Genomic DNA, 25,706 nt, shown 5'->3' with positions numbered 1-25,706 from the left:
TCTCTAACGTTCACTAACCTTCTAATATTCCACACTATTGGCTGCAAAAAATCCCCGTTCACCTAAGCTTCACGAGAGATTGCCCGGAAGAAGGAAGAACGACGAAAAATCTTCCTTAAACTGCCCTATATGGGTGTATCCGATAATGGCGGGTATGTATAACGACTAAAAATCCCCGTTCCAAAATCATCTTAAATTCGGAGAGCTTTTTAAATACGAAGTGCCATCTTAAAGGGATAAAAATAAACGACTATAGAAAGCGCGTTTATTGGACAGTTACCTCAAAGAGTTGCAAACTCCATGAACCACGAGAATCCTTAGGAAGTTCAGTTACCCACAAAATAATTGTGTCGGTTTTCTCCGGCTTTGGTGGAGTAATCGTTGTTTGAGGAGCTAAAGCTGTTTGAGTAATAAGATCTCCCGACGACGGATTAGAGGACGTCGTTCTACGCCACTCAACCATGCCACCAGAACTGCCGGTGTTGAGAGTAATGGAGTGAACATCTGTAGGTTGTTTCAACTTAATTTCAAAGCCAAACCCCGGTTTGAGCCCAGAGAACTGGGCATTTGCCGTGTAACGCCACGATGTCCAACGGCTTTGAGGATTTTTATCGAAAGCCCTTGTTAACAAGCCAGGATTATCTTCATTAGGTTCGCCGGCATTCGGATTAATGAGTTGATAAGAAGCAACTTCAGGCGGTGGAGCCGGAGTTGTTGGTGTAGGTGAAGGAGTTGGGGAAGATTGAGCTGCGGACTCCTGTTTTTCCTTTTCCTCGTCCTGTTTTTTATTTTGGGAACTCGTAATCGAAGGACGAGGTTTCTGGTTCACCGTTGGAATAGTGAAAAAGTTCTTGGCAGCAAAGAACAAAGCGAAAATAACAAGCAATACAGTTGCCGTCACAATAAGTTTCGACGAGTTAAAAATACGCTTAGAAATCGGTTTATCCGTTTGGGTATCGCGAATAATGGCGCGCGAAAGTATATTTTCGTGAAGTTTTTTCGGATCAACCGTCAAAGGTGACTTCTTTTTAACATCATGCGCAGAGTTTTCCGGTTCGGGCGGTTGTCCCGTTTTTGGGAAACTAGGCTGAAGATGAGATGGAATATCCGTTTCCTGAAGGCGAGTCGCACCACTAGAAAGGGGGTGAACAGGGATTGAAGCAATTCCCTTTGTTTGGGGTGTACCGGTGTCTACATCGGCAGAAATAGACGGTTCGCCTTCCTTCTCAACGTTGGAAGGTGGAACTTTTTCGTCGTCACTATGTGGAGGTGTGCTGTTCGAAGAATTTTCAAAATGTACCGACGGGAAAGAAACCTCTTGCGTCAGATGAACATCACGAAGGACATCGTCACCATGAGCGACGTCAAGTTTATCAATATGTGAGGTGACATCAGGTGCAGGTGGTTTCGTGGAATCTGCCGTATCCGCCGGCGGATTTTCTTTGGTATCGCCCTGAGGAGAAGGTTGGGTTTGAGGTTCCTCAACTGCACCAGGGAAATCCCACTGGGGTTGTAAGTGGACGTCTGCCGGTGTAGGAGCTCCAAGGAGAGGGTCAACATTTTCTTGGAAATCGGAGGACTTTAAGGATGAAACATCAATCGGTACCTTACCGATAACCGTTGTGTCCTCAGGTGTTTGAGAATCTGCAGGCAAGAGTTGTTCAGATGTTACGTCAGGTGTGGATTCTCCAACTGCGTCCGTCGGCAACACATCAGATGCATTATCGGGTGAAGAAGTAGGAGAGTTACCGTGCGGCTCATGTTCTTGTGACCCATCGTTTTCAGAAATTTCGGACGACGAAAGGCCCGGAGCTGATTCTTGAGAATCTGTTTTCTGAGGGGACGAAGAATGAGGGTGAGAACCTTCCTTTTCACTATTTTGATCAACAGCGAAAACAGGAGAATATTCACGGTAAGGAGGAAGTTGGTGCAAATTAACTTTGTCGAAGGGCGCTAAAACACGGAGCACTTCACCCGGAGAAAGAATTTTAGTTTCAGAAGATGAGCGACGGAAAACTTCACGGATATCGTCGGGAAGAGAAGTGTCTGAAACAAGAGATGAAACCGTTTCATCAGACGCAGGTTTCCCTGTAATTAATGTAGCTAAGAAAATGGTGAGGCCTTCTGCCTCCATATTGTCTGCGCTCGTCAGATAGGTGGTATTTGGGTGAATATTTGCGAGGGCGGCGTCGATAGCTAAACCGTCTACATACACATCGCCAGCATCTCCAACACGAACGCGACTAGGAACAAGACGCAAATGACGCAAGCCATGCGAGGCAGATTGTGAAAGAATAGCAGCCAGCTCACCAACAATTGCTTTAGCGACACTCGGAGAGAACTCGTAACCATTTACGTAACCCTGGAGGGACTTGCCCAAAGGAACTTCTGTGACAACATAATTAGAACCAACAGATAAGGTGCGAACCACGTGTGCGTCCTCAATTAAAGAAGCACGTCGCGCAGCATCGAGCGCATCAGGACGAGTGGGAATGTCGTCAATAAGAAGAATACGAACAGTGGTATTTAAAGCTAAATCAATCGCGAGCCACTGCTGGGTTCCAATAATATCAAGCTGATCGGAATAAGGCTGGAGTAACTGGTAACGCCCAGCAATTTCAAGGCCTTGAGAACCCAAGGTATTCACTTATCCTCCTCAGAACATAAACAACAACACTATTCTACTAGGAAATCTTGTTGAAATAATGGATTTATTCCGATATAAGAAGATATATATTTTAGTATGATGATGCAAAAAAGATGGGTGCGTGAAGCGTTATCGAACTATATTATGTTGCGTCGTCATGTTGCGTCGTTATCCGGAAAAGACGTATCTGAACGCAAGGATTCCAGATGGCTGTCGGGATTAACTTGTGGGGAACGGCGTCCGCGCCTCAAGGAACGCGAAATACCGAAAACGAAAAGAGCGACCGTAGCTACCCCAACAATAATGATGCCCGTATTTTCCCAGTGTGCACGCAAACGAACCTTGATTTCGGTTGATCGAGTTATAGTGCGACCATCTTGAGTTTCCAAGGAAACCAAAATGTTAATATTCCCGGAACCCCTTGCAGTAATGGGAAGAGAGGCAGTCACAGTGCTTGCCGGCGGAATAGTTATCTTCACAGGAGCGTCAGACACAAGACGATAATCTGGTGAATGTAAATGAACAAAAACAGTTGCCTGCGTAGGTAACGAATTTTTCACGTGAACGGGAAAATCAGTTTTCTCAGAAATAACATTCACTGTTGAGGATTGATCAACCGTTAATCCGCGTTGAACATAGTCACTCAAAGAACGAACCTGCGTGAGGAGCTTTGCCCGCTCTTTCGTGTGCGAACGCAAAGACACCGATGAAATGAAGCCAACATAGTCATTCAATTTTTCTTGAATGAGGTCAAAATGATCCAAAGAAGAAGCAAAATGTTCAATATTTTCAATATTTTTAAAGACGCCATTCAACTGGGAAGGATTAAGAGAAGAAGATGAAGAATTCGGGTTAAGGGGAACAATGGTGTCCGTTGGAGATTGGAGAACGGAAGGAAGAGGTGTCGGCTCCAACCAGGGCGCACTCAATAAAATATTGACATTTTTTGCAAGAACCTGGGGAGATAATGATGAATTATGGGAACGTTTCGGCCCCGCCCACGCCACATCTTCACGGTCAATAACAATATTGTGTGAAGCGTCCTTTGTGTTATTTGATTGATAGGAAATCGCGGAAAGAGCTAATGCCAGCTGGCGCCCCTTATCAGAATTTAAAGGTAAAGAATCAGAATTCGTGGAATAGTAATCTTTGTTCGACGGATTAAGTGCATTCGCCTGTTTTTCTGTGGGAAGAACACCTGATAACGCTGAGGACATTAGGGACGACGAAACAATAACTTTTGGAGCGCCCGATGAATTACGCGAAGAAGCCTGTTGGGAAGAAAGGTAAACCGTTCCCGTACCTACCTGAGAAGAGGACAGACGAGCATCGGCGTCGCTGACCAAAAAACCCCCATAATTGAATGAACGTACAAAATCTGCGGTGACGTCGTCAAAAGATTGAGAGCTGAAAAAAATATTCGAACTTGCCTGAGGGCCTAAAGAAGTGGTAACCTGATTCGCTTTTTCTATTGCTTTACGAGGGAAATCGGCACGTTGAGTATGAGCAAAAGGAGCAATATCGAGATCTCCTGCCGGAAGAACAAGAACATGTGTCCCCGAAACCGCAGCAAAACGGCGAATAGCTTCAGCGTCCTGTTTATTGTCCATGAGTAAAGGATCAATGGCAATGGTGACCCCAGGTAGCGCCATAGTGGTTAAATAATCCAGGCTTTGGGCGGAAAGAATAGGTTTTTTACCCTGAGATGTCTCAAATTTTGAGGAACTTTCTGTTGGTGAAGAGACTGCGGAAGGGGACAGTGTTTGAGAAGGGTGAGAAGAGGACCGTGAAGATTCACCAGTGGGTGTGTGGGAAAGTTTAGGTGAGGGGGATTGGGACGGTTCATGAGTCGGAGTTTGTTCACTGCCTTTAAAAAGATCCTTGAACTCTTGAACAGCGTTTTTTTCGACTAAAGACTGTGAATATTGAGCGGTGATGGGGATAGTTACCGTCACCGGAATTTTTTGAACAGGAGTCGATGGGGCAAAAATAAGAAAATTACGGTCAGTGAATTCCTCATCACCCAGGGAGGCACGAATTTCCATGCCACGTGGTCCCCACTGAGAAGGGAACATTGATCGAGGAAGTGAAAAAGAAATATCTGTGGAGGAACCCGGGGCTAGACTCGTACCCACAACTTTTTTCTCGTAGAGAGCAAGATTATGTGTTTCTCCACGCAAAAACGCGAGAGCAGCATTCGCGGTGGAGGGAATGCGTCGCTGAGCATAGAAAGACACGTGAGAAAGACGGAGTTCAGTATTTTTAGTATTTGTAATACGAGCCGTTACCTCAACCTTTCCGTCATGTTCAATAATCGGCGCTCCGTAAGAGGTTAACGAAATAACTCGTTTCTCACTTTTCGTGTTATCTCGCGGAAAAGACATAGTTGACGACGACGTAGCGTGCGCCAAAACCCCCGAAGAAGAGGAGGATAAAGAAGCGCGCGAGGAAACCGTCGTCGAAAAAGAAGGAAAAAACGAAGAAAGAGCGTAGGGCGACGAAGCGTTCGCAACACACAATCCCGCACATAACCCCGCAACAAGGCGCGACAAGCGAGGCATCATTCATCCCCCGCTAAAAGTTGTAGAACAGAAGATATAATTCGGCGCTCATTCGGGTAAGCCAAACGTGAAGCAACACGATCCAAACGAACCCATTCAGCTTTTTCTGCCTCATGATCCGGGTCGTTTTCCACAGAAATAGTCCCAGATTTAGCTTCCATGAGGTAATGGTGGACAACCTTGTGGACACGATGATTAGTTCCGGAAAACCAATAATCAATTGTTGCTAAATGCATAATGACGCGCCCATGAATACCTGTTTCCTCGGCAACTTCACGAACCGCGGCCTGGCGAGGCGTTTCTTTACCCTCCAAATGACCTTTAGGAAGGCACCATTCTAAGCGCTTTCCGCGATTCAAACGGGCAATAACAGCAACATAGGCATGTCCATTTTTGACGGTGAGGACAACTCCGCCCGCACTAGTTTCATTCACAATGGGCAGAGAATGACGTCGAGCAGCAACCTTACGAGCGGCACCACTGTGCCACAAAGATTTACGGCCTTTAAATTGAGAAGGCAGGGGGGCTGAACTCGACATACATACACATTAACAGTTTGACGGCTCAACACCCATCGTACTCGCCACATTATTACGTTAATTTTTCGTAAAGTGTGTAAAGTGGCGAACTTAGAGAATGTTCGCCCTGAAAGATATGCACCAGGAATGTAACATAAAGGATGTGTAAACAAGGGTGTGAAGATAATCGAACAGAAATTAGGTGTTATGAATATTTCTGCGAATAATAACGCAAAAGCACTTATGCTCATGCGCGGGCAGCAGACGTTCTCCCGGATGCCTGAAGAAATAGTGAAGTTAGGTGAACTCTTCACGAAGGAAGGCGAAGAACTCGCGCTTGTTGGCGGACCGGTACGAGACGCATTCTTGGGTAAACCTATTCATGACTACGATTTCACCACCTCTGCACGCCCCGATGTCACCCAAAAAATATTGAACACGTGGGGAAATACGTGGGATATTGGGAAAGAATTTGGAACTATCGGGGCGCAAAATGCCGGCTATACCGTCGAAATAACAACATATCGCACCGACGAATACGATATGGAATCCCGTAAACCAGAGGTGACCTACGGAGATACTCTGGAAGGCGATCTCACGCGCCGCGATTTCACGGTTAACGCAATGGCAATACGCCTGCCGAATATGCATCTTGTAGACCCATGTAATGGGCTTGATGATCTTGAACGTTACGTATTGCGCACACCCGTGAATCCCGCACAATCTTTCGACGACGACCCGTTGAGGATTATGCGCGCGGCTCGATTTGCTGCGCAGTTAGGTTTCGATATTTCCCCAGACGTTTTACGCGCCATGGAAGATTTCGCTCCGCGGCTAGAAATTGTTTCCAGAGAACGCATCCAGAGCGAGCTTAAGAGGCTTATTACCTCACCTCAGCCACGACGTGGCATAGAAGCCCTAGTACACACGGGAATCGCGGACGTTGTACTTCCCGAAATTAGCATGTTAAAAAACACGGTCGATGCACACCATCGCCACAAAGATGTTTACGAACATACCCTTCAAGTCCTCGATAATGCGATCGCTTTGGAAGACGATGAACTTCCCGGCCCGGATTTTGTTCTTCGTTTCGCAGCATTAATGCACGATATTGGTAAACCGAAAACACGAAAATTTGAAAAAGACGGCTCCGTAACCTTCCGTTGGCACGACGTTGTTGGCGCAAAAATGGCAACACAACGGATGAAAGAACTGCGTTTCGACAAGAAAACAACGCAGGATGTTGCCCGGCTTGTGGAGCTACATTTACGCGCTTTCGGTTTCGCTGATTCGGGGTGGACAGATAGCGCAGTACGTCGTTTTGTGAAAGATGCGGGGCCACTGTTGTCGCGGTTGTTGCGTCTTATACGCGCCGATATAACGTCACAAAACCGTCGAAAAGTAAATATTCTTCAAGCGGCCAACGACGAACTTGAACGGCGCATTATTGAACTTCGCGAAAAAGAAGAACTTGATGCGGTTCGCCCCGATATTGACGGTAACGAAATTATGGAAATCCTCGGAATTTCACCGGGGAGAACCGTGGGTGAAGCATATAAATATATGTTGAATATACGGCTTGAAGAAGGCCCTTTAGAGCACGACGAAGCCGCCAAGCGCCTAAAAAAATGGTGGGCTGAAAGATGAAACTCGTTGATGACCTGAAATCGCTACTGCGTTCGCGTGGCTTTTTTAAACTCCTTGGGGTTCGGCTTGTCACCCAATGTGGGGATGGAATGTTTCAAGCCGGCCTAGCGTCCCTCTTTTTCTTCAACCCCGCAGCCGGCGCAAACGTTACAGATGTTGCGATTTCCTTCCTCGTCCTTCTGCTACCGTTCTCCCTGGTGGGTCCCTTCACGGGACCGTTTATTGATCGCTGGCCACGTCGTCAAATATTGTTCTACGGGAACCTGATACGTGGATTTCTTGTTGCATGTATTGTTGCGGCAACACTTTCGGGAATAGGTTGGCTTACCTATGTTATCGCCCTCACCGCATTGGGCGTGAACCGAATGCTTCTCGCGTCTTTGTCCGCATCGCTACCTAACGTCGTGGAATCGAATCAAAGGCTTCTTACAGCAAATTCTCTTGTTCCGACATTGGGTGGCGCCTCAACACTGTGCGGGGCGGCCATTGGTTTTCTTCTGCGCCTCATGCTTCCCACCCAAGCCCTCCAACAAACCGGAGCACTTATTGCTGCAGGTATTTTGTACGTATGCGGTTCGGGCGTGGCAACACTTCTGGGTAAACAAGAGCTTGGTCCGAAAGAAGTTCCCGGAGGAACTCTCTTCACTGCACTTCGCACAGCGGTAAAAGAACTTGCAGACGGCGTTCGCTACCTTATTCGCAGAGGAACACCAGCCGCAGCCCTTGGCACCATGAGTCTCCACCGTTTTATCTACCAGCTCCACGTCATGATGGTGATTTTGGCGGGAAGAAATCTCTACGCAGATCCTGCCAACGCAGATGCGGGAATAGCTTTCTTCGGGGGCCTTTTTGGCGCGATGGTAGCCGGGCACGGAATATCCATTATTCTTACCCCTCTCGCCCACGAAAAAATGCGCCCCCACACGTGGATTGTGTGTTGCCTGATTGGGGGAGCGGTTGGGCAAATCATTATCGCCTCAACCCCGGCATATTCCAGGGTTGTTGCCGGCATGTTTATTTTTGGCATCGGTATTCAGGGCGCCAAAATCGCGGTGGACACCATCGTCCAATCAGATACGGCAGACACCTACCGTGGACGCGCTTTCTCACTCTACGACGTATTATTCAACATTTCCGAATGTATTGCCGCGGTTGTTGCTATCTTTATTTTTCCGCCCGTGGGATGGTCGCGCGGAATAGAAATAGGGATGATTGTTTTCGTCGTCCTTACAGCTGTATGGTACGCAACAACCATTAAAAAATTTAAAGGAATTCCGCGTAAAGTGTAAGTCACGATAAGAAAAACGTGCCGTTTGATCATCTTCCGAATTTTCCTGGCAAAATAGAATAAGCGTTCAAAAAATATTCAAGGAGAACTCATGTCTACTGGTGTCGGACCGGGTAACTTACCCCAAACAACAGTCCATGAAGGCATAGAAGTTGCGAAGAAAAATCAACTTCGAGCGGCTTTATCTCGCGGTAGTCAACCTTTCGGTTTGAAACTTTTACAAGTGTGTGCGTTCGCAGTTATTGTGTGTGCGGGCATGTACATGTTGCAAGATATTATTGCCCCTGTTTTTCTTGCGTTAACGCTGGTATTAACGGTTCGTCCTGTGCATCGCGCACTCATTAAAAAACGTGTCCCGCCCGCAATATCCGGCATGGTGACGGTTCTTATTATTGTTGCTGTTCTTGTCACAATGTTCGGTTTAATGGCGTGGGCAATTTCCGGTTTACCGGGTTTCCTCAGGGGATATAGCGATAAATTCGCCATGCTTTTCACCGAGTTAAAAGGGTTCCTCAACGGGTGGGGAATTGACGCAGAACTCATGTTCAAAGAGGCCGGAAATAACGTCAATGTAGATATGATCGTAAGTATTATTTCTTACGCATCTCAAACGTTACTTTCCGCTAGCTCACTTCTATTTATTCTCACCATCGCCATTTTCTTCACGACGATTGACACCTTATCTATTCGCCACCGCGGTTGGGTTTTACGCAAGTACGACGAAAACCTCTATAACGCTTTAGCTTCCTTTGAAGGGCGTGTTCGCCAATACTGGCTTGTGGCAACGATTTTCGGGCTCATAGTATCCGCTATTAACTACGCGGTGATGCTGTGGCTCGCTGTTCCCATGGCTTTCGCGTGGACACTGTGGACCTTTGTGACGAACTATATTCCTAATATTGGTTTTATTATTGGCGTGATTCCTCCGGCGCTTGTAGGTTTATTGGATTCAGGATGGGGAACATGCATAGCTGTTCTCGTTATTTTCACAGTCGTGAATGTTAGTATCCAGGGTGTGGTTCAGCCAAAAATTGTGGGAGATGCCGTGGGGTTGTCCACAACGGTAACATTCGTCTCGTTGCTGTTTTGGGCTGTTGTTTTGGGCGGAATGGGAACGATTCTTGCTGTTCCCCTCACCTTGTTCTTCAAAGCTGTTTTCGTCGATTCCTCACCACTCACACGGTGGACTGAAGCATTCCTTATACCAGAAGCAGAAGCGAAGAAAAATAGGTATGAAGGGCATTATGACGGCGAAGCCCCCGTCGAAATTTTTCAAGATTTCTTGCATCGCGATCGGGACGGTAGCGCTTCGCGCGATGTAAGCGAAAGCACGGAAACGAACACGGAGAAAAAACGTCGATCTAGGTTCCGTTCTGTTTTACGCAGATCACGTGGCGTTAAAAATAGGTAGTGTTTGGGGTAAGGAGCAACGTGACTAAGAAAAAAATTCAGAAGAGAAGGAAAAAAACCAAGTTTTGGAATTATCCACGCGCCGGAAAAGGCCCTGTTCATCGTTGGATTCCGTCGTGGCGTTTTACAGTAATCAGTACATTCACTCTCTTTTTGACAGGGTGCGCAACAATTTTGGGAATGTATTTTAGTTTGGGCATTCCCGAACCTGACGAATTAGCACTTGCTCAAAAAACAACCGTTTATTACAACGACGGAAAAACAGGGATGGGCGATATTTACGAATATGATCGTACGCCCGTACAGTTAGATACCCTGCCGAAATATATTGGGGAATCTGTTATCGCATCTGAAGATCGCACGTTTTACACGAACTCAGGTGTTGATTTTGCGGGAATAGTCCGCGCGGCGTGGAACAATATTCGTGGCGGGGCGCGCCAGGGAGCTTCAACTCTTACCCAGCAGTATGTAGAAAATTATTATTTGGGTAAAACCCGTGGATATTTGGATAAACTCAAGGAAGCCCTTCTCGCTATCAAGGTTGATAGGAATATGGGGAAAAACGAGATTCTCCAGGATTATCTCAACACGATTTATTATGGGCGCGGTGCTTACGGTATTGAATCCGCAGCTATTCGTTATTTCGGGAAACATGCTTCCGAGATTGATCTTAATCAGGCAGCACTTTTGACTGCCGTTATTCCAGCTCCCTCTTCGTGGGATCCGGCGGTAAATCCGAAAAAAGCGAAAGAACGATTTAATCGTGTTATTAAATTGATGCGAGAAGATGGTTATATCACCGATGAGGACGTGAAAAAAGCGACGATGCCACAAACTCTTCCGCCGTCGAAAGGTAATCAGGAACAGTATCGTGGCCCAAAGGGGTATTTGTTAGACCAGGCTCAGCGTGAGCTTATCGCCACCGGTAAATTTACCGAGGACACTTTGCGTCAAGGTGGATATAGGATTACGACGACGATTGATCCGACACTGCAAAAATATGCGGAAGAAGCGATTGGGACTTTGCCGACGAGCCGGCCTGCAAATAATTACGTTGGGTTGCTGTCCGCAGATCCGCGAACCGGCGAAATTTATGCCATGTATGGTGGAGCCGATTATTTGGCACGTCAACGCAATAGCGCTACCCAAGATCATGCGCAGGCAGGTTCGACGTTTAAGGTGTTTGGAGCCTTAGCTGCTTTGGAGCAGGGTAAAGGTATTTATACGACGAAATACGATAACACTTCCCCGGTTCGTGTGGGTGGCATGAGTTTTCAAAATTACGGAAATTATTCGTATAGTCCCAGCGACATGTATGTTGCGACTCGTGATTCTCTGAACACGTACTATATTCAGCTCAATAGGGATGTGAAGCCGAGGAACACAAAGGCGGCCGCTATTCAGGCAGGTATTCCTGAAAATACGCCCGGTTTGGACGATGGGTTATCGAATGTTTTAGGTTCTTCTTCTCCACGAAATGTTGATATGACTCGCGCATATGCGACTTTTGCGAGCAGGGGAATTAAACATGACATTCACATTGTGAAGGAAGTGCGCGATAGTTCCGGAAACATTGTCTATTCTGCGGATACCAAAGGAAAACGTGCAATCGATGAAAAAGTCGCGGACAACATGAATCTTTTGTTGGGTGCCGTTACAGGCAGTGACGGTACGGCTTCGGTAGCGGGCAGGCTAGGTTTTGATGTTTCTGGTAAAACGGGGACATCTTCAGGGCCGGTTTCTGCGTGGTTTGCCGGATATACGCCCGAGATGGTGACTGTTGTGAATATGTATCAAATTGGTGCGAATGGAGAAGAAGAAGTTTTGACTGGTTTCGGGCGCCATGCACGAACAATGACGGGTGGCGATTATCCGGCCGAGGTGTGGGTTGCCTATATGAAGAAGGCGTCGAAAGACGTTAAGATGTCGAAGTTTGAGAAGGTTGAGACGCCGATTGGCGGGAAGCCCACGTTTGCGCCACGTCCGACGGGTGATCCACAAACAGAGGGGGAGAATCCCGAAAACGGGCAAAATAATGATTCTGGACAACAACCTCAGCCTGCTGGGCCACAGCCACCTCAGCCCGCTGGGCCTGCCCAGCCAGCTCAGCCTGCTCAGCCCGCCCAACCTGCTCAGCCCGGTCAGCCCGGACAACGATAATGTGGCGGAATACAAAGGATTATTCCTAGAATTCACCACATTAGACAGGTATAGTTAATAGATGTGTTTCTTCATCACATAGGGTGGTGGAGAAAGGCAAAGTCGCATAACCCTCCTGCCATGGAAGGACCATGGCCGTGTAGTCCAAAGGAGGTGGGTGTACATGCGTGATTACGAGATGATGATTATTCTCTCCGCCAACGTTGATGAACGTAATTTGTCCACAAACGTTGAAAAAATGCTCCAGGTTGTTCCCAATGAAGGCGGAACACTTGAAAAAGTTGATATTTGGGGTCGTCGCAAGCTTGCTTACGAAATTAACAAGCAAACGGAAGCCATTTATATCGTCGTGACGATGAAGTGCACTCCTGCAACCGCGAAGGAACTTGATCGTCAGCTTGGCTTGAACGAATCCATTATTCGTACCAAGCTCCTTCGTTTGGAAGAAAAGTAAGAAACGGGCATAGGAGCAATCATGGCTAATGAACCGAATATTACTATCGTCGGGAATCTGACAGCTGATCCTGAATTGCGTTTCACGAATAGTGGCATCGCTGTTGCAAGCTTTACGGTTGCCCAAACGCCACGTAAAAAGAACGCACAGGGAGCGTGGGAAGATGGCGATGCCATGTTCTTCCGTTGCAGCGTATGGCGTGAATATGCCGAAAACGTTGCAGAATCCTTGAAGAAGGGCGCACGTGTAGTGGTGATGGGGCGCATGAGCGTCAGCAATTACACCACACAAAACGGAGAACAGCGTCAAAGTTTGGAAATCCAGGTTGATGAAATTGGTCCGTCGTTGCGTTACGCGAAAGCTGAAGTTACGAAAGTAACCGGTGGCGCGAATGCTGGCGGAAACTACAACCGTGGTGGCGGGCAAGGTTTTGTAAACCAAGGCGGAAGCGGGCAAGCCCACAACCAGCCAACATATAATGCCCCCCAAGGTGGATCAGCTTATGATGCGTGGGGTCAACCGCCTGCCGGTGGGTCACCTTACGATGATCTTCCTCCCTTCTAAAGCGTATTCTTTACCGCGAAATCACATATATTAACTTTGCATAACCCCGTGTGGGTATGCGTATTATTCAAGGAGAACATTATGGCGAGGGGAAATCTTCGCAAGCCGGTTAAGCGCAAGATCGTTCCGGTCAAGGCGATTAAGGTTGGCAATATTGATTACAAGGACACCGCAACACTGCGTAAGTTCATTTCGGACCGTGGCAAGATTCGAGCACGTCGCGTAACCGGTGTCAGCACACAGGAGCAGCGCTTGATCGCCAAGGCGATTAAGAACGCCCGCGAAATGGCTCTGCTTCCCTACTCGAGCAACGCACGCTAAGGAGGCAGAAACATGAAGCTTATTCTTACACACGATGTTGATCGTTTGGGCGAAGCTGGCGATGTTGTAACAGTCAAAGATGGTTACGGCCGCAACTACCTTCTTCCACGTGGCTATGCTCAGCTGTGGACAAAGGGTGCTCAGAAGCAGATTGATCAGATGGCAGAAGCACGCCGTAAGCGCGCTATCAACGATCTTGAAGCAGCTCATGCACTTCGTGATGCCATTTCGGAAGCAAATATCCAAATCAAGCGTTCCGCAGGCGACAACGGCCGTCTTTTCGGCGCCGTCAAGCCGCGTGACATTGCGCATGCCGCAACCGAACAGCTCGGTAAGACAGTGGATCGTCGTTGGGTTACGTTGGCAAAGCCGATTAAGTCGCTTGGCCACTACACCGCAACCGTAAAGTTGCACGACGACGTTCTTGCAACAATGGCTATTGAAGTTCAGCCTGCTCCCAAGAAGTAGCGCTGGATCCGGGTGTGTGATGCGTGCATGAAGGTGCATGTATCGTCGTCGTTATATCTGTAGAAAAACGACGAAACGTGCCCTTAACATTATCTCTATACCCCGTTATTTATGGGACTTGTTTTCACAGTTCCGTAAGTAACGGGGTATTTTGTGGGTTAGGCGTCAAAATGGGGTTTAGGACGGCGTATAGGACAGATCGTATTGGTTTTTAGGATTTTTTGCGGGGTGGTGTTGTGGTGTGTCGTGTGGATGCTTTATTTAGGAGTAGAGGAGAAAATCGGAGGAATATAGGACAAAAGAGAGGATGCGGGGTCTAGTTTTCGTTGGCGTGCTGGGGGAAAGTTGGGTTGGCTGTTGGTTGGCGCGTTGAGTTCTGGTTGGAGCGCAAAGTGTTTAAGTGCCGAGGGTAATCCAGGCATCTGTGCGCACACGAAGATATGTGGCAAGCGCACGCGCACCCATGCACACGCCCGCATATCCTCCCCACAACCACATGAAACCATCCGCGCCTTTTCCCCACATATACAGTGAGCCGGCAACGGGCGCGAAGGCGAGGAGCGGAATAAGCATGAGGAAGGCGAGAGCTTTCATGTCGTCGGCGCCCATAAGAACTCCGTCGAGAATAAATGCGACGGAAATCAGAGGCATAAAGAAAGAAACCATGAAAAGACCAAGCATGGCGGCCCAACGAACCTGAGAATCGCTCGTCATGAGCATGGGGATGAAGGGGGAGGAGCAGATAAGTGCCGTACCGACGAGAGCGCCGATCCACAAACCCCGGCGTAAACAACGTGAGAGGACGAGGCGAACGCGGTCTTTATGACCCGAACCGGAGGCTTGGCCCACAAGGATTTGGGCAGCCATGGCGAGTGCATCGAGGCCGTAAATCGCGAAAGTCCATATCGACATGACCACCTGGTTGGCTGCCAAAGCCTGAGTTCCTAACTTTGTGGCGACGGCTATTTCCATGAGGATAATGACGCGGAGAATCACGGTGCGCATCATGAGCGGTATGGCGTTATTCAATGCGCCAAGAACGCCTGCACCGCGCGGTGTGAGGCTTACCTTTTCGACGCGGCATCGACGAATAATATGTGCGGTGAGGAAAAGTCCGCCAACGGTTTGGGCAATGGCCGTGCCGAGCGCCGCCCCTGCAACACCCATGTGTGAGGGGTAAATGAAAATGTAGTTGAGGGGAATATTGAGAACAGCGGTGAGGAGTGAAGCGTGGAAGGGAGTACGGGTATCTCCTAGTCCGCGTAACGTTCCTGTTGCGGCTAAAACGAGGAGCATTCCGGGTAGCCCAAAGGAACTAAAACGCACATAGTGGTTTCCTTGAGTAATAACGTTACCTTCAGCTCCGAAGAGTCCAAGAATTGAGGGTGAAAATATGGCAAGAAGCGCGCCGAGAATAACGCCCAAAAGGAGCGCGAGCCATATTCCGTCCACCCCATAACGTAGGGCGCGCCCAATTTTTCCGGCGCCCATGAACCGTGCTGTAGATGCGGTTGTGGCGTAGGCAAGGAAAATACATAGACCGACGATGGTGCTCAAAATAGTTGAGGATAGCGATAGACCCGCAAGAGAATCTGTTCCCAGATGCCCGACCATAATCGTATCTGTTGCGACGAGGACGGGTTCAATGAGAAGGGCTCCGAGGGTGGGGAGGGCTAATCTCAAAATGTCTTTGTCAATGGTATTGATATCGTCTTGTGTGGTCATTTCAGTAAGCATACCTAGGGTCGATAGAAATGGATATGTTCCACGCTATAAGGGGAGAGGGGGCGGGAGCTCGTGCGGGGATTTTTGTGTCGAGGTTTACTCATATGCAGGGGCGAATGTCCTAGAGACGACGAAAACATCACGAAAGAAAAATGAAATGTGACGTACACAACAGCGTGCGCATGTGGGTAATTTTATCCCCAATTGTGGATAAAGTCGGGGATGAATTCTCGCCCTTTTAGGTACTTATATCCACAGAATGTAAACATTGTGAATAACTCTGGGGATAAGTAGGGGTTTTATCCACCACTTATCCACATAATTAAAGACTTAATGACATGGTTATCCACAGTTAACTTTATGGCACGGGTTGAAATCCACAACCTTAAGCTATTAGAGATAGCACCAGAAGATATATGTAACGACTGAGGGAGCCATACGTGTCCGTACAACAGGGGATGAACAATTCTTCCTTTGAACGAATTCCACCCCAAAATATTGAGGCTGAAATCGCCACCTTGGGTGCCATGATGCTCTCCAAAGACGCCATTACTGACGCCGTAGAAATATTGACGGCAGATGATTTTTATCGCCCAGCCCATGCCACAATTTTCAGCATTATTTTGGATCTTTTCGGGCGAAGCGAACCGGCTGATCCCATTACAGTATCTGCCGAACTGAAGAAAAATGGTGACCTTGAACGTGTTGGCGGCGATACCTACCTCCACACCCTTATCGCTACCGTACCTACCGTTACGAACGCAGAGCATTATGCACATATTGTGCGCGAACAGGCGCAACTTCGTCGTCTTGTAGAAGTAGGTACACGAATCGCCCAACTCGGATATACCACCGATGGCGCCGATGTCGCGGGACTCATTAACATGGCGCAGTCCGAAGTCTTTAATATGAGCAACTCGCGCGAAAGCACAGAATATTCGAGTTTGCGCGACCTTCTTCCAAGCGTTTTGGAGGAACTTCAAAAAAACGAGGCACGTGGAGATAACGTTGAAGGAGTATCCACCGGGTTCGTGGCTCTCGACGATAAACTCAATGGTTTACGTGAAGGACAAATGATTATTGTGGCCGCCCGCCCCGGTGCGGGTAAATCAACGCTCGCCATGGACTTTTGCCGCAATGCAGCCGTACATGAAGGCAAGCCCTGCCTTTATTTCTCCCTGGAAATGAACCGAACCGAGCTTGCCATGCGTCTGCTCGCAGCCGAAGCCAGCGTATTCCAAGATCGCATGATAAAAGGAGAAATGGAGCAAAAAGACTGGGAGAGAATGGTCAAAGCGATGGAACGGGTAGAAAAAGCCCCGCTCCTTGTAGACGATTCACCTAATCTTACGCTCGGTGAAATACGCGCGAAAACGCGACGCCTCAAACAACAACACGATATTCAACTCGTCGTCATCGACTACCTGCAACTCCTCTCCTCCGGTGGACGCACACCCGAATCGCGCCAACAGGAAGTGTCCGAATTTTCACGATCAATTAAACTGCTCGCCAAAGAGCTGGAAATCCCCATCGTTGCCGTAGCCCAGCTGAACCGTGATTCCGAACGACGGAACGACAAGCGTCCACAGGTGTCGGATCTACGTGAATCAGGGTCGTTGGAACAGGATGCGGACGTTGTGTTGTTGATCCACCGCGAGGATATGTATTCTCAGGACGACGACGTGAAAGGCATGGCTGAAATTATCGTCGGGAAACAACGAAGTGGCCCCACAGGTTCAATCCAGGTAGCCTTCCAAGGGCACTATGCGCGTTTCGCGAATCTTGCTGAATGACGGTGTTTTTCATAGTTACGTTGGTTGATGAGTTCGCCCCTTGGTGTACGTGTATCTAATCAAGATAGGGTAGAGCGCTACCGAGTTGCTCGCGCAAACCCACGAAAAATGATTCTTGGCGTTCGAGTGCCTCAATCCAGAGGCGTTGGGCGCTACGAGTTGCACAGCGATAGGTGCGTTCGTTGGCAAGGCGTTCTAGGTAACCGTCGATAAAATCAATTTGCCGAGGGACGTTCAACGCGGCAAAATTCTTGTACATGAGCGTGTCATGAATCCGATAGAGTGAAAAACGATCAATATTATCGCAATCCCCAACACTACGCGCAAGAATAGTTGGTTCCTCGGGGAAATCAATTTTTCCCGAAAAATTTGGGGATTCCTCGGGATAATTCGGGCGACCATCCGTATGCATTGCAATTCCCTGGCATATTTCTTCAACACTTGTGGTGTCCATGCCTAAATTAAGTAAAAACGGGCGGATAAGTGTTGCCGCAACCCGGCCATGATCAACGTGCCAGGTGGCATCGAATTTTCCAATATCGTGAAGAAGGCACGCCAATTCTAAACGGTTTGGGTCAAGCCCTTCGGACTCGGCAACTCGTCGCCCAATACTCGCAACTCGTAAAGAATGTAGAAGACGATACGTGCGTGCACTTTTCGACACCTGAGCATTTTCAAGATGGGAACGTAGGAAACCGATAGACGGTTCGAGGTAGGGATTCGTCGTTGAAGTAACCATATATCTACTTTAGCCCGGAACAAAAGGTGAAGAACAGTTGGTGAAAAATGTTGATAAAAAATAGTTTGGATTAATGGCGACGGCGAAAACTTTGAATTTTATGGAACGAACCGCGGATTATTCCCATAACAATAGCGCCGCTTTCCCAAAGGAGAGATTTGGGTAGAAGATCTAGGGGCACATTGACGCCTCTCATGACAGGGTCGAAATCGTAGTAGAGCGCCCAGAGGCGGGAGCGGAAGGTGTGAATCCAAGATGTGAGAATAACGCAGGCGATCCGGCCGTCGGGAAGTAGCCCCGGAACATTGGGGAGCGGGCTTGGAGTGTTGGGGAGCGAGTTTGGGGCGCCGGTAAGCGGTTTCGGAATGCTTGGAAGTTGGCTCGGGCTTTCGGGAAGTGAGCGTAGGAGGCGCGCGGTGCATCCGAAATTCTCTTGGGTGGTGCGCGATAATTCTTCACGAATAATTGAGGATTCGGGAATTCCGTGGGAGATGAGCCAGGACGCCATAACGGCGGCTTCGCTAGGCGAGTTTTCGGTGGCCTGCCCGCCACTGCACACAATGAGCGGGCGATGATTGGCGTGAAGCGCGGCTTCGTATTCTTTGATTGCGCCGAGCAGACGAAGCTGCAGACCGCGACCGGGCGCGCCGTTCACGGTTTTTCCGCCCAACACAATAATGACGGGAGTTACCGGGAGAAGTGGGGTGGGCTGTTCGACGGGTGATGGCGTGGATTGGGTACCGGTGGGGTTGGAGGCTGGTTGAGTTGTGGAGCTGTGGGCTGGTTGTGTTGTGGGGTCGGAAAAAGGCGAGCCACCTCCAGAACCGTCATTCACACGTGACATAATAATCATCCGCTCCTTAATGACAAGAAAGTTGGGCGCCAAGGGCGCCCAACCGTCGTCATACTATATCTTATTCACCCGGACGCTTCATGGTGTCGGGATGCATTCCAATACGCCCGGCCTCAAACTCATCGAGCCCATCAATCAACTCAACATCTTCCTTGAGGAGCTGAACCTGAGTGCTTTTGAAATTCTCAACAAGATGCTTGCGACTGGACGCCTTGGGGAAGAGAACCCGCGCGCGGCTGAGGTGCCAGGCGATAACAAGCTGCGAAACCGCACAACCCTTCTCCGCCGCCAACTCAACCAAAACAGGATCCGTGAGAATACGCCCGCGAGCCAACGGCGACCACGCCTCAACAACAATCCCGGCATCATAGCAATAATTACTCGCCACAACATTCTGGAAATAGGGATGGAGTTCAATCTGGTTTACGGACGGAAGAATCTCAGAATTAAAACGCAAATTCTCCAGGTGGTGAGGTTCAAAATTGCAGACACCCAGGGTTTTCACGCGCCCGTCAGCAACGAACTCCTCCATGGTTTTCCACGCATCCACGTAGCTACCGGTGAGCATCGGCCAGTGAATCATGAACATATCCACATAGTCGGTGCCCAAATCGCGAAGCGACTGTTCGAAAGTGCGACGAACATCGGCAGGCGCATGATTGGGGTTATTGAGCTTCGTGACGAGGAAAATATCTTCACGATCAACGCTGGTTCGGCGCAAAGCCTCGCCAACTTCTGCTTCATTCGTGTACATCTGGGCGGTATCAATATGGCGATAGCCGATATCGAGAGCCTCAAGCACAGCATTCGTGCATTGCTCGCCAAGGAGCTTGTAGGTTCCTAGGCCAAACTGGGGAATTGTGTGACCGGACAACATTGGCAGTCGAGAAATCGTATTCATGCTTATATATGTTACTAATATTTGGACAAGATAATGAGAGTTTAGGTACATTGCGTGAAATTTATGTAGGAACGAAACTTATTTCAGTACCCTGGAATGTATGAGTGCTTTTACAATGCGTGTCAACGGACACACGGTGATCGAACACTGGATACAAGTTCCCTACGATTATTTTGGAGCCTTTGCGGAGCTTTCCGGGGAAGATAAGCCTAATTTTGTGCCAGGAAAGATTGAACTGTATGCTCGCGAAATTGTGCGCGACGGTAACGAAAAAGCACCGAGGTTACTGTATCTTGAGGGAGGGCCTGGGAACAGTGCTCCGCGCCCCTCGCCACTCATGGGGTGGATGGATGAGGCGCTCAACCACTACAGACTCGTGTTGATGGATCAGCGCGGGACGGGAAATTCGTGGCCCATGGATGCGCACACAATATCAATGTTTGGGAGCGCGCAAGTTCAGGGAACACTACTGTATGCTTTGCGTCAAGATTCCATTATTCGCGACGCTGAAATGTTGCGTCGTTACCTCCAGGACGACGAACCGTGGAGCATTTTAGGGCAAAGCTATGGTGGTTTTTGTGCACTCAGCTACCTGAGCGACGCCCCGAAGGGTTTGCGGGAAGTGATGATTACGGGAGGGCTTCCATCCTTGCGTAAACACGCAACGGATGTTTACCGCCACACGTATGTGGAAACGTCACGAAAAAATAAAGAATATTTTGAACGCTACCCTCAGGATGAGGCAACGACTTGGTTTATTGCGAAACACCTTGCAGATGTTGAAGAAATATTGCCGACGGGAGAGCGTTTAACTCCTGGGCGTTTTAGGATGCTCGGTTTAGGGCTCGGTTCCCATTACGGTTTTGAGAAGTTGCACTACCTGTTGGAAGATCCGTTCCGAACCTTCTATGGGCAACGCCGTTTGCGTCCCCAATTATTGGCGAAGGTGGGTCAGGAACTTTCCGCCACTCACCATCCGCTGTATTGGGGGATTCACGAAACGATTTATGCGCAAACCATGACGGGTTCAATTAACTGGGCTGCTCATCGCGTGCGAAGCGAATTCCCCGAGTTCTACCTGCCGAATATCGAACAGGGTGGTGCTGGCGAATCCGATTTGCAACGTGAAAAATACGGTTTCCGTTTCACCGGCGAACACGTTTACCCCTGGCAATTTGAACAGGATCCCACGCTCACACCCATGCGCGATGCCGCTCAAAATCTTGCTTTCCGCACCCAGTGGAAAGACATGTATAACGCGGACGTCCTGGCGGAAAATCAGGTACCCGTTGCCGCCTATATTTATTATGACGATATGTATGTTCCCCGCGAGTTTTCATTGGACACTGCCGAGCGTGTGCGTGGATTGAAGCCGATTATTACGAATAAATATCAGCACGACGGTTTGCGCGTCGACGGGAAAAACATTATCCGCGACCTGTTAGGTAAGTTGCGCGCCTAACTAGCTTAAGTTACGTTGCAATACCTAGCCAACTGCGAGGTGATTTCGTGGGTAAGTTGGGCGCCTAGATTCCGGGGTTCGCAGTCACCGGCGAAAAACTACTCGGTTACCCCCAACCCGCCCGTGGATTTATTCATTTCGATTGCGTAGGCGCGCGCTTCCTCAAGGTCAATTCCCTGGAGAAGGCGTTCGCGAGCAACTTCATCCTCTTCTGCGCGAAGAATCGGGTTGGCAATTTTCTTGCTACGCATACCCACTTTCCCTTCAAAATGGCGGCGAATAACATCCATATCGGCAACAACGTCGCCGGAAAGATACATGTGCCCGGACCACCCGAACGTTTTGGTTGAAGAATCAATGAAACCGAGAACAATCGGAAGGCGCGTTTCCAAACCCATACGGTAGAAGCCCGAACGCCAGTATTTCACAGGTTTACGAGTGGCTTCCGGCGCAATTGCCAGCGTGAAAGTTTCCTGATTCTTTGCGGCATCAACAATTGAACCGACCATGCCACGCGGATGCTTACGGTCCACCGCCAGCCCGCCCGCAGCCTTCACAATTGAACCGAGAACCGGGATTTTCATGAGCGAATTCTTCACAAGGAACTTCATATTCCGCCCCTCGCGCCAAAACGCCACAACATTCATCACACCGTCCCAGTTGGATGAATGAGGCGCACCAATAAGAATAATTTTCTCTGGAATTCGTGTGCGAATCAGCTTCCAACGGCTACACGCCAAATACATGCGTGCAAGCAGACTTTTGCAACTCATTTCTTCTCCTCAAGTACGCCGACTCAGAGCGATCGGCACGTGGTTAGGGGTAATGTACGACGAATGATTGCCACGCGGTTATTCGTCGTCGAAAAAATTAAATAAAGAACTGGAACTCTGGGGAATCCGGTTCAATCTTTTGAATATGGATACCTGAATTTTTCATACGGGCCAGAAGGGAATCAATATTTGCGGGGTTGTCAATATCGATGCCAACAAGCGCAGGGCCGGTGTCGCGATTATTCTTTTTCGTATATTCAAAGAATACAATATCCTCGTTATCCGTGAGAACGTCGCTGAGGAAGTGAAGCAAAGCGCCCGGTTTTTGCGCGAAGGTGACAAGGAAATAGTGGCGCAAACCCTCGTAGACGACGCTGCGTTCAATAATGTCCGCATAGCGCGAAACATCATTATTTCCGCCAGAAATAAGAGCAATGACGGGGCCGGCGGGCAGATCGTTGAGGCTGGGCAGGAAGCGTGCAACTGCGCAACTCGCAAGCGCCCCACTCGGCTCAGCAATAATGCCCTCAACCTGATACAGGTCAAGCATTTCCGTGCTGAGCGCGCCCTCCGGAACGTGGACAAGTTCATCGACGAGTCGGTGCGAAATCGAGTAGGTGAGATCGCCAACGCGCGCAACCGCGGTGCCATCGGCGAAAGTATCAATAGAATCCAAAGAAACCGGGCCGCCGTTATTAAACGCAGCCTCCATGGAACGTGCCCCATCCGGTTCCACGCCAATAACTTTGACGTTCGGGTGGAATTGTTTCGTCCACAGAGCTGTACCGGAAAGGAGACCTCCTCCACCAACAGGGACGACGATGGCGACGGGTTCCTCGCCGGTTTTCGCGACGCACTGTTCGAAAGATTCTTTAACGAGGGTGCCCTGGCCGGCGATGGTGAGCGGGGCGTCGAAGGGGTGAACGAAGGTTGCGCCGGTTTTTTTGGCGTAGTCAATGGCGGCGGCTGAGGCTTCGTCGAAGGTTGCTCCGCCAACGATTTGTTCAATCCATTCGCCACCAATATCGGCGATGCGCTCGCGTTTTTGGCGGGGGGTTGTGGCGGGGAGAAAGACTTTTCCGTGAATGTTGAGTTGGTTGCAGGCGAAGGCAACACCCTGGGCGTGGTTTCCTGCCGATGCGCAGACGATACCTGCGGCGCGTTCCTCGGCGTTGAGGGAGGAAATGTAGTTGTAGGCTCCACGAACTTTGTAGCTTCGGCCAACTTGGACATCTTCGCGTTTAAGGTAAACTGGGCGTCCAATTTTTGTGCTCAGGCGTTCGGACAGGAGGAGCGGGGTGCGATGAACGGTATCGCCGAGAGTTTGAGCGGCGATGACGACATCTGCGCCGGTAGGTTCTTGAGTCATATGTTTATTGTGCTATCTTTTGGGCGAAAAAACATCTTGCACGTGCGTAATGTGGTGGGTGTGACGTTCTAGTGATGGTGATGTGTTGTTTTTTTAGGGCGGGAATGTCTTGTTTTTTAGGGCGCTTCTTTGAGGTTCTTGGGGCGCTCCGGGGAGATTTGGGGGGGCGCTGCGAGATTATGGAAAGGTATTTCGCGGACATTACGAAATATAAAATCTAGTGTCATGTTTCAAACATGTGCACACTGCGATAGCACCCTTCCTCGTGAGGTGAGCACGAGGAAGGGTGCTATCGTTTAGACGGTGCGTAGTCCCGATTGCTAAGCTTGTTTTATGAACAGAATTCCCACCAGCACAATTCACCCCTCAGCGCCTGATGCATTAAGCGCCATCGCACTTTTCACCGCACCTATTAATTGCGAAGAGGTTCTCGAACGGGTGGAATTTCACGGGAAACCCCTCAAAGTTAACGTCGAAGAACACGAGGGACGCCACATTTTTTCCGCAGAAGCTGAGGAATTCACGCTACTTCTTACGCCCGTCAGTGGCACGGCGCCCATAAAAGGAACGCTACCACCACACAACTTTTACGTCGTCGTAACAATTATTTCTCCACTCGGTCGCGCTCGCGTTGATCTTCCCGCAAATCTTCCCGATGACGTCACCGCACAACTTCGCGCAACGATGCGAGATATGCATAATCTTTACACTCCGCTCATGTGCTCCCTTATGGCGGAGGACGCTGCTGTCGGCGTTGCGCGGCCGGAGCTTAAAGCTGTTTTCCCAGCGCATGTTGTTCTGTCCTACGGAACAAACGAGGACATGTCCTTTATGTTGTGGATTCGAGTGGCGGTGAACCGTGGCGATGTACGAAGCGGGCGAACATACGGGCTGAATCTTTTTGGGCATCTTGACCTTCTTATAGCGGAAAGTACCCGCCCGGCTGAGGATATTTACGATATTCTCGCCAACACTGCGGGATACATTATTACGAATGACGCGGTGCTTATGCCCGGGCAAACCCTGGGAAAAACGGAAGATCAACAGATTGCGATTGTTCAAGGCGAAAGCGAAGGCGTTTCCTTGCTGCGCTTAATCGTGTAGGCGCTCCTTATTTCCAAGCTACGACGTTTCATGTGCGTGGCAAAACGTTTTTAGTTTCACGTGGAACATTAGCCGCTTATCGTCGTACTAATATAAACGACGAAAGCCGTGCCCCCTTAAGACATTGTGCGCAAAAGTGGGGTGAATCGGGGACGCGGTATATAATGGAGGGGTCCGTGCGGTGGCAGAGCCGGACACATGTGTTGTAACTTTCGCGAAAGGTCCGTTATGGCTTCCCAGCCCACCGCGCGTTTTGCAGATATTACGCGCTCCAAAATTTTCGTATATGTGGCAGTGTTTTTTGTGTCATTCCTGCTTATTTCTAACATTGGCGCAACGAAGCTCATTTCCTTCCATATTTTAGGTATGGAAATTTATACCGACGGTGGCGCGATTCTTTTCCCACTCACCTACATTATTGGTGACCTTCTCTCCGAAGTGTATGGATTTAAATCCGCCTCCCGCGTGATTGTGCTCGGGTTTGGTGTGCAGATTTTGGCGTCGTTCAGTTTCTGGCTTGTGCAAATCGCCCCGCCCGCAAGCGATTACCAGAATCAGGCGGCGTTCGAAGCAGTTTTGGGTATTGTTCCGCGCTTTGTGGCGGCCTCGCTCATGGGATTCCTGTTTGGGCAGCTCCTCAATTCTTACGTGCTTGTATGGTTGAAGAAGCGTTTCGGAGAAAATGCCCTGTGGGTGCGGCTCATCGGTTCCACGGTTGTTGGGGAGCTGGCGGATACGCTGATTTTCTGTTTCATTGCGTGGACACCCGATATTATTGCCGGAAACGTTGAATTCGGTTCCATTATGAACCTCACGATTGTGGGGTGGATCTATAAAGTTGGCGTGGAGGTCATTCTGCTTCCTGTCACGTACGTTGTTGTGGCGGCCGTGAAACGCGCGGAAGGAATTGCGCCGAAAAAGGCGCGGATAATCGCTTAGAAGGTAAAGT

21 protein-coding genes are annotated in these 25,706 nt (G+C 49.1%); 12 read left to right on the top strand and 9 right to left on the bottom strand.

What is annotated here, in order from left to right; all coding sequences use genetic code 11:
- Window positions 1-265: 265 nt before the first annotated feature.
- The 3 genes from G445_RS0107395 to G445_RS0107385 form a co-directional block, all read right to left on the bottom strand.
- On the bottom strand, window positions 266-2,647 hold the full coding sequence (locus G445_RS0107395; protein ID WP_022866904.1) for a hypothetical protein: 2,382 nt from the start codon (window positions 2,645-2,647) through the stop codon (window positions 266-268).
- Window positions 2,648-2,802: 155 nt separating this feature from the next.
- The gene (locus G445_RS0107390; protein WP_040430898.1) at window positions 2,803-5,211 is read right to left on the bottom strand and encodes a DUF6049 family protein; all 2,409 of its coding nucleotides are present in this window, start codon (window positions 5,209-5,211) and stop codon (window positions 2,803-2,805) included.
- The gene (locus G445_RS0107385) at window positions 5,208-5,747 is read right to left on the bottom strand and encodes an NUDIX hydrolase (protein ID WP_022866902.1); all 540 of its coding nucleotides are present in this window, start codon (window positions 5,745-5,747) and stop codon (window positions 5,208-5,210) included. Before G445_RS0107385 ends, G445_RS0107390 begins: the two co-directional genes overlap by 4 nt.
- 222 nt (window positions 5,748-5,969) lie before the next feature.
- On the opposite strand from G445_RS0107385, the gene G445_RS10325 reads away from it, so the two are divergent.
- From G445_RS10325 to rplI, 8 genes are all read left to right on the top strand, one after another.
- A complete protein-coding gene (locus G445_RS10325) occupies window positions 5,970-7,373 on the top strand; it encodes a CCA tRNA nucleotidyltransferase (RefSeq protein ID WP_306718333.1) in 1,404 nt (467 codons plus the stop codon).
- Entirely contained in the window at window positions 7,370-8,662 is a 1,293-nt protein-coding gene (locus G445_RS0107375) for an MFS transporter (RefSeq protein WP_022866900.1), read from the top strand. The genes G445_RS10325 and G445_RS0107375 overlap by 4 nt, the downstream gene beginning before the upstream one ends.
- A gap of 90 nt (window positions 8,663-8,752) precedes the next feature.
- Window positions 8,753-10,072: an AI-2E family transporter gene (locus tag G445_RS10320; RefSeq protein ID WP_022866899.1), complete on the top strand. Its 1,320-nt coding sequence runs from the start codon at window positions 8,753-8,755 to the stop codon at window positions 10,070-10,072.
- Between the two features lie 20 nt (window positions 10,073-10,092).
- Complete coding sequence (locus tag G445_RS10315) at window positions 10,093-12,231, top strand: transglycosylase domain-containing protein (protein WP_022866898.1); 2,139 nt, start codon at window positions 10,093-10,095, stop codon at window positions 12,229-12,231.
- A 163-nt stretch (window positions 12,232-12,394) separates the two neighbouring features.
- A complete protein-coding gene (rpsF, locus tag G445_RS0107360; RefSeq protein ID WP_022866897.1) occupies window positions 12,395-12,685 on the top strand; it encodes a 30S ribosomal protein S6 in 291 nt (96 codons plus the stop codon).
- Between the two features lie 21 nt (window positions 12,686-12,706).
- Window positions 12,707-13,249: a single-stranded DNA-binding protein gene (locus tag G445_RS0107355; RefSeq protein WP_022866896.1), complete on the top strand. Its 543-nt coding sequence runs from the start codon at window positions 12,707-12,709 to the stop codon at window positions 13,247-13,249.
- A gap of 81 nt (window positions 13,250-13,330) precedes the next feature.
- On the top strand, window positions 13,331-13,570 hold the full coding sequence (gene rpsR / locus G445_RS0107350) for a 30S ribosomal protein S18 (protein ID WP_022866895.1): 240 nt from the start codon (window positions 13,331-13,333) through the stop codon (window positions 13,568-13,570).
- 12 nt (window positions 13,571-13,582) lie between these two features.
- Window positions 13,583-14,038, top strand: a complete 456-nt coding sequence (gene rplI, locus G445_RS0107345) for a 50S ribosomal protein L9 (RefSeq protein WP_022866894.1) — start codon at window positions 13,583-13,585, stop codon at window positions 14,036-14,038.
- A 396-nt stretch (window positions 14,039-14,434) separates the two neighbouring features.
- On the opposite strand, the gene G445_RS0107340 is transcribed toward rplI, so the two are convergent.
- Window positions 14,435-15,763, bottom strand: a complete 1,329-nt coding sequence (locus G445_RS0107340) for an MATE family efflux transporter (protein WP_022866893.1) — start codon at window positions 15,761-15,763, stop codon at window positions 14,435-14,437.
- 458 nt (window positions 15,764-16,221) lie between these two features.
- On the opposite strand from G445_RS0107340, the gene dnaB reads away from it, so the two are divergent.
- Window positions 16,222-17,556 carry a replicative DNA helicase gene (gene dnaB / locus G445_RS0107335; RefSeq protein WP_040430923.1) on the top strand — a complete coding sequence of 445 codons (1,335 nt, stop codon included), beginning with the start codon at window positions 16,222-16,224 and terminating at the stop codon, window positions 17,554-17,556.
- A 55-nt stretch (window positions 17,557-17,611) separates the two neighbouring features.
- Here dnaB and G445_RS0107330 read toward each other — a convergent pair whose 3' ends face one another.
- The 3 genes from G445_RS0107330 to G445_RS0107320 form a co-directional block, all read right to left on the bottom strand.
- Entirely contained in the window at window positions 17,612-18,295 is a 684-nt protein-coding gene (locus tag G445_RS0107330; protein ID WP_022866891.1) for an HD domain-containing protein, read from the bottom strand.
- A gap of 70 nt (window positions 18,296-18,365) precedes the next feature.
- On the bottom strand, window positions 18,366-19,139 hold the full coding sequence (locus tag G445_RS0107325; protein WP_156825582.1) for a YdcF family protein: 774 nt from the start codon (window positions 19,137-19,139) through the stop codon (window positions 18,366-18,368).
- A gap of 70 nt (window positions 19,140-19,209) precedes the next feature.
- Entirely contained in the window at window positions 19,210-20,049 is an 840-nt protein-coding gene (locus tag G445_RS0107320; protein WP_022866889.1) for an aldo/keto reductase, read from the bottom strand.
- 100 nt (window positions 20,050-20,149) lie between these two features.
- Here G445_RS0107320 and G445_RS0107315 point away from each other — a divergent pair, with 100 nt between their 5' ends.
- Window positions 20,150-21,511: an alpha/beta fold hydrolase gene (locus G445_RS0107315; protein WP_022866888.1), complete on the top strand. Its 1,362-nt coding sequence runs from the start codon at window positions 20,150-20,152 to the stop codon at window positions 21,509-21,511.
- Window positions 21,512-21,609: 98 nt separating this feature from the next.
- On the opposite strand, the gene G445_RS0107310 is transcribed toward G445_RS0107315, so the two are convergent.
- A complete protein-coding gene (locus G445_RS0107310) occupies window positions 21,610-22,284 on the bottom strand; it encodes a 1-acyl-sn-glycerol-3-phosphate acyltransferase (protein WP_022866887.1) in 675 nt (224 codons plus the stop codon).
- A 97-nt stretch (window positions 22,285-22,381) separates the two neighbouring features.
- Window positions 22,382-23,653: a threonine ammonia-lyase IlvA gene (gene ilvA, locus G445_RS0107305; protein WP_022866886.1), complete on the bottom strand. Its 1,272-nt coding sequence runs from the start codon at window positions 23,651-23,653 to the stop codon at window positions 22,382-22,384.
- 333 nt (window positions 23,654-23,986) lie between these two features.
- On the opposite strand from ilvA, the gene G445_RS0107300 reads away from it, so the two are divergent.
- Window positions 23,987-24,757 (top strand): DUF4261 domain-containing protein, encoded by a 771-nt coding sequence (locus G445_RS0107300; RefSeq protein WP_022866885.1) that lies wholly within the window; start codon window positions 23,987-23,989, stop codon window positions 24,755-24,757.
- A gap of 228 nt (window positions 24,758-24,985) precedes the next feature.
- On the top strand, window positions 24,986-25,696 hold the full coding sequence (locus G445_RS0107295) for a queuosine precursor transporter (protein WP_022866884.1): 711 nt from the start codon (window positions 24,986-24,988) through the stop codon (window positions 25,694-25,696).
- The last annotated feature ends 10 nt before the right edge of the window (window positions 25,697-25,706 follow it).

The organism is Actinotignum urinale DSM 15805 (assembly GCF_000420445.1).
GTDB lineage: Bacteria > Actinomycetota > Actinomycetes > Actinomycetales > Actinomycetaceae > Actinotignum > Actinotignum urinale.
The sequence above is the reverse complement of the archived record's forward strand: the minus strand, read 5'-3'. Positions and strand labels throughout refer to the sequence as shown.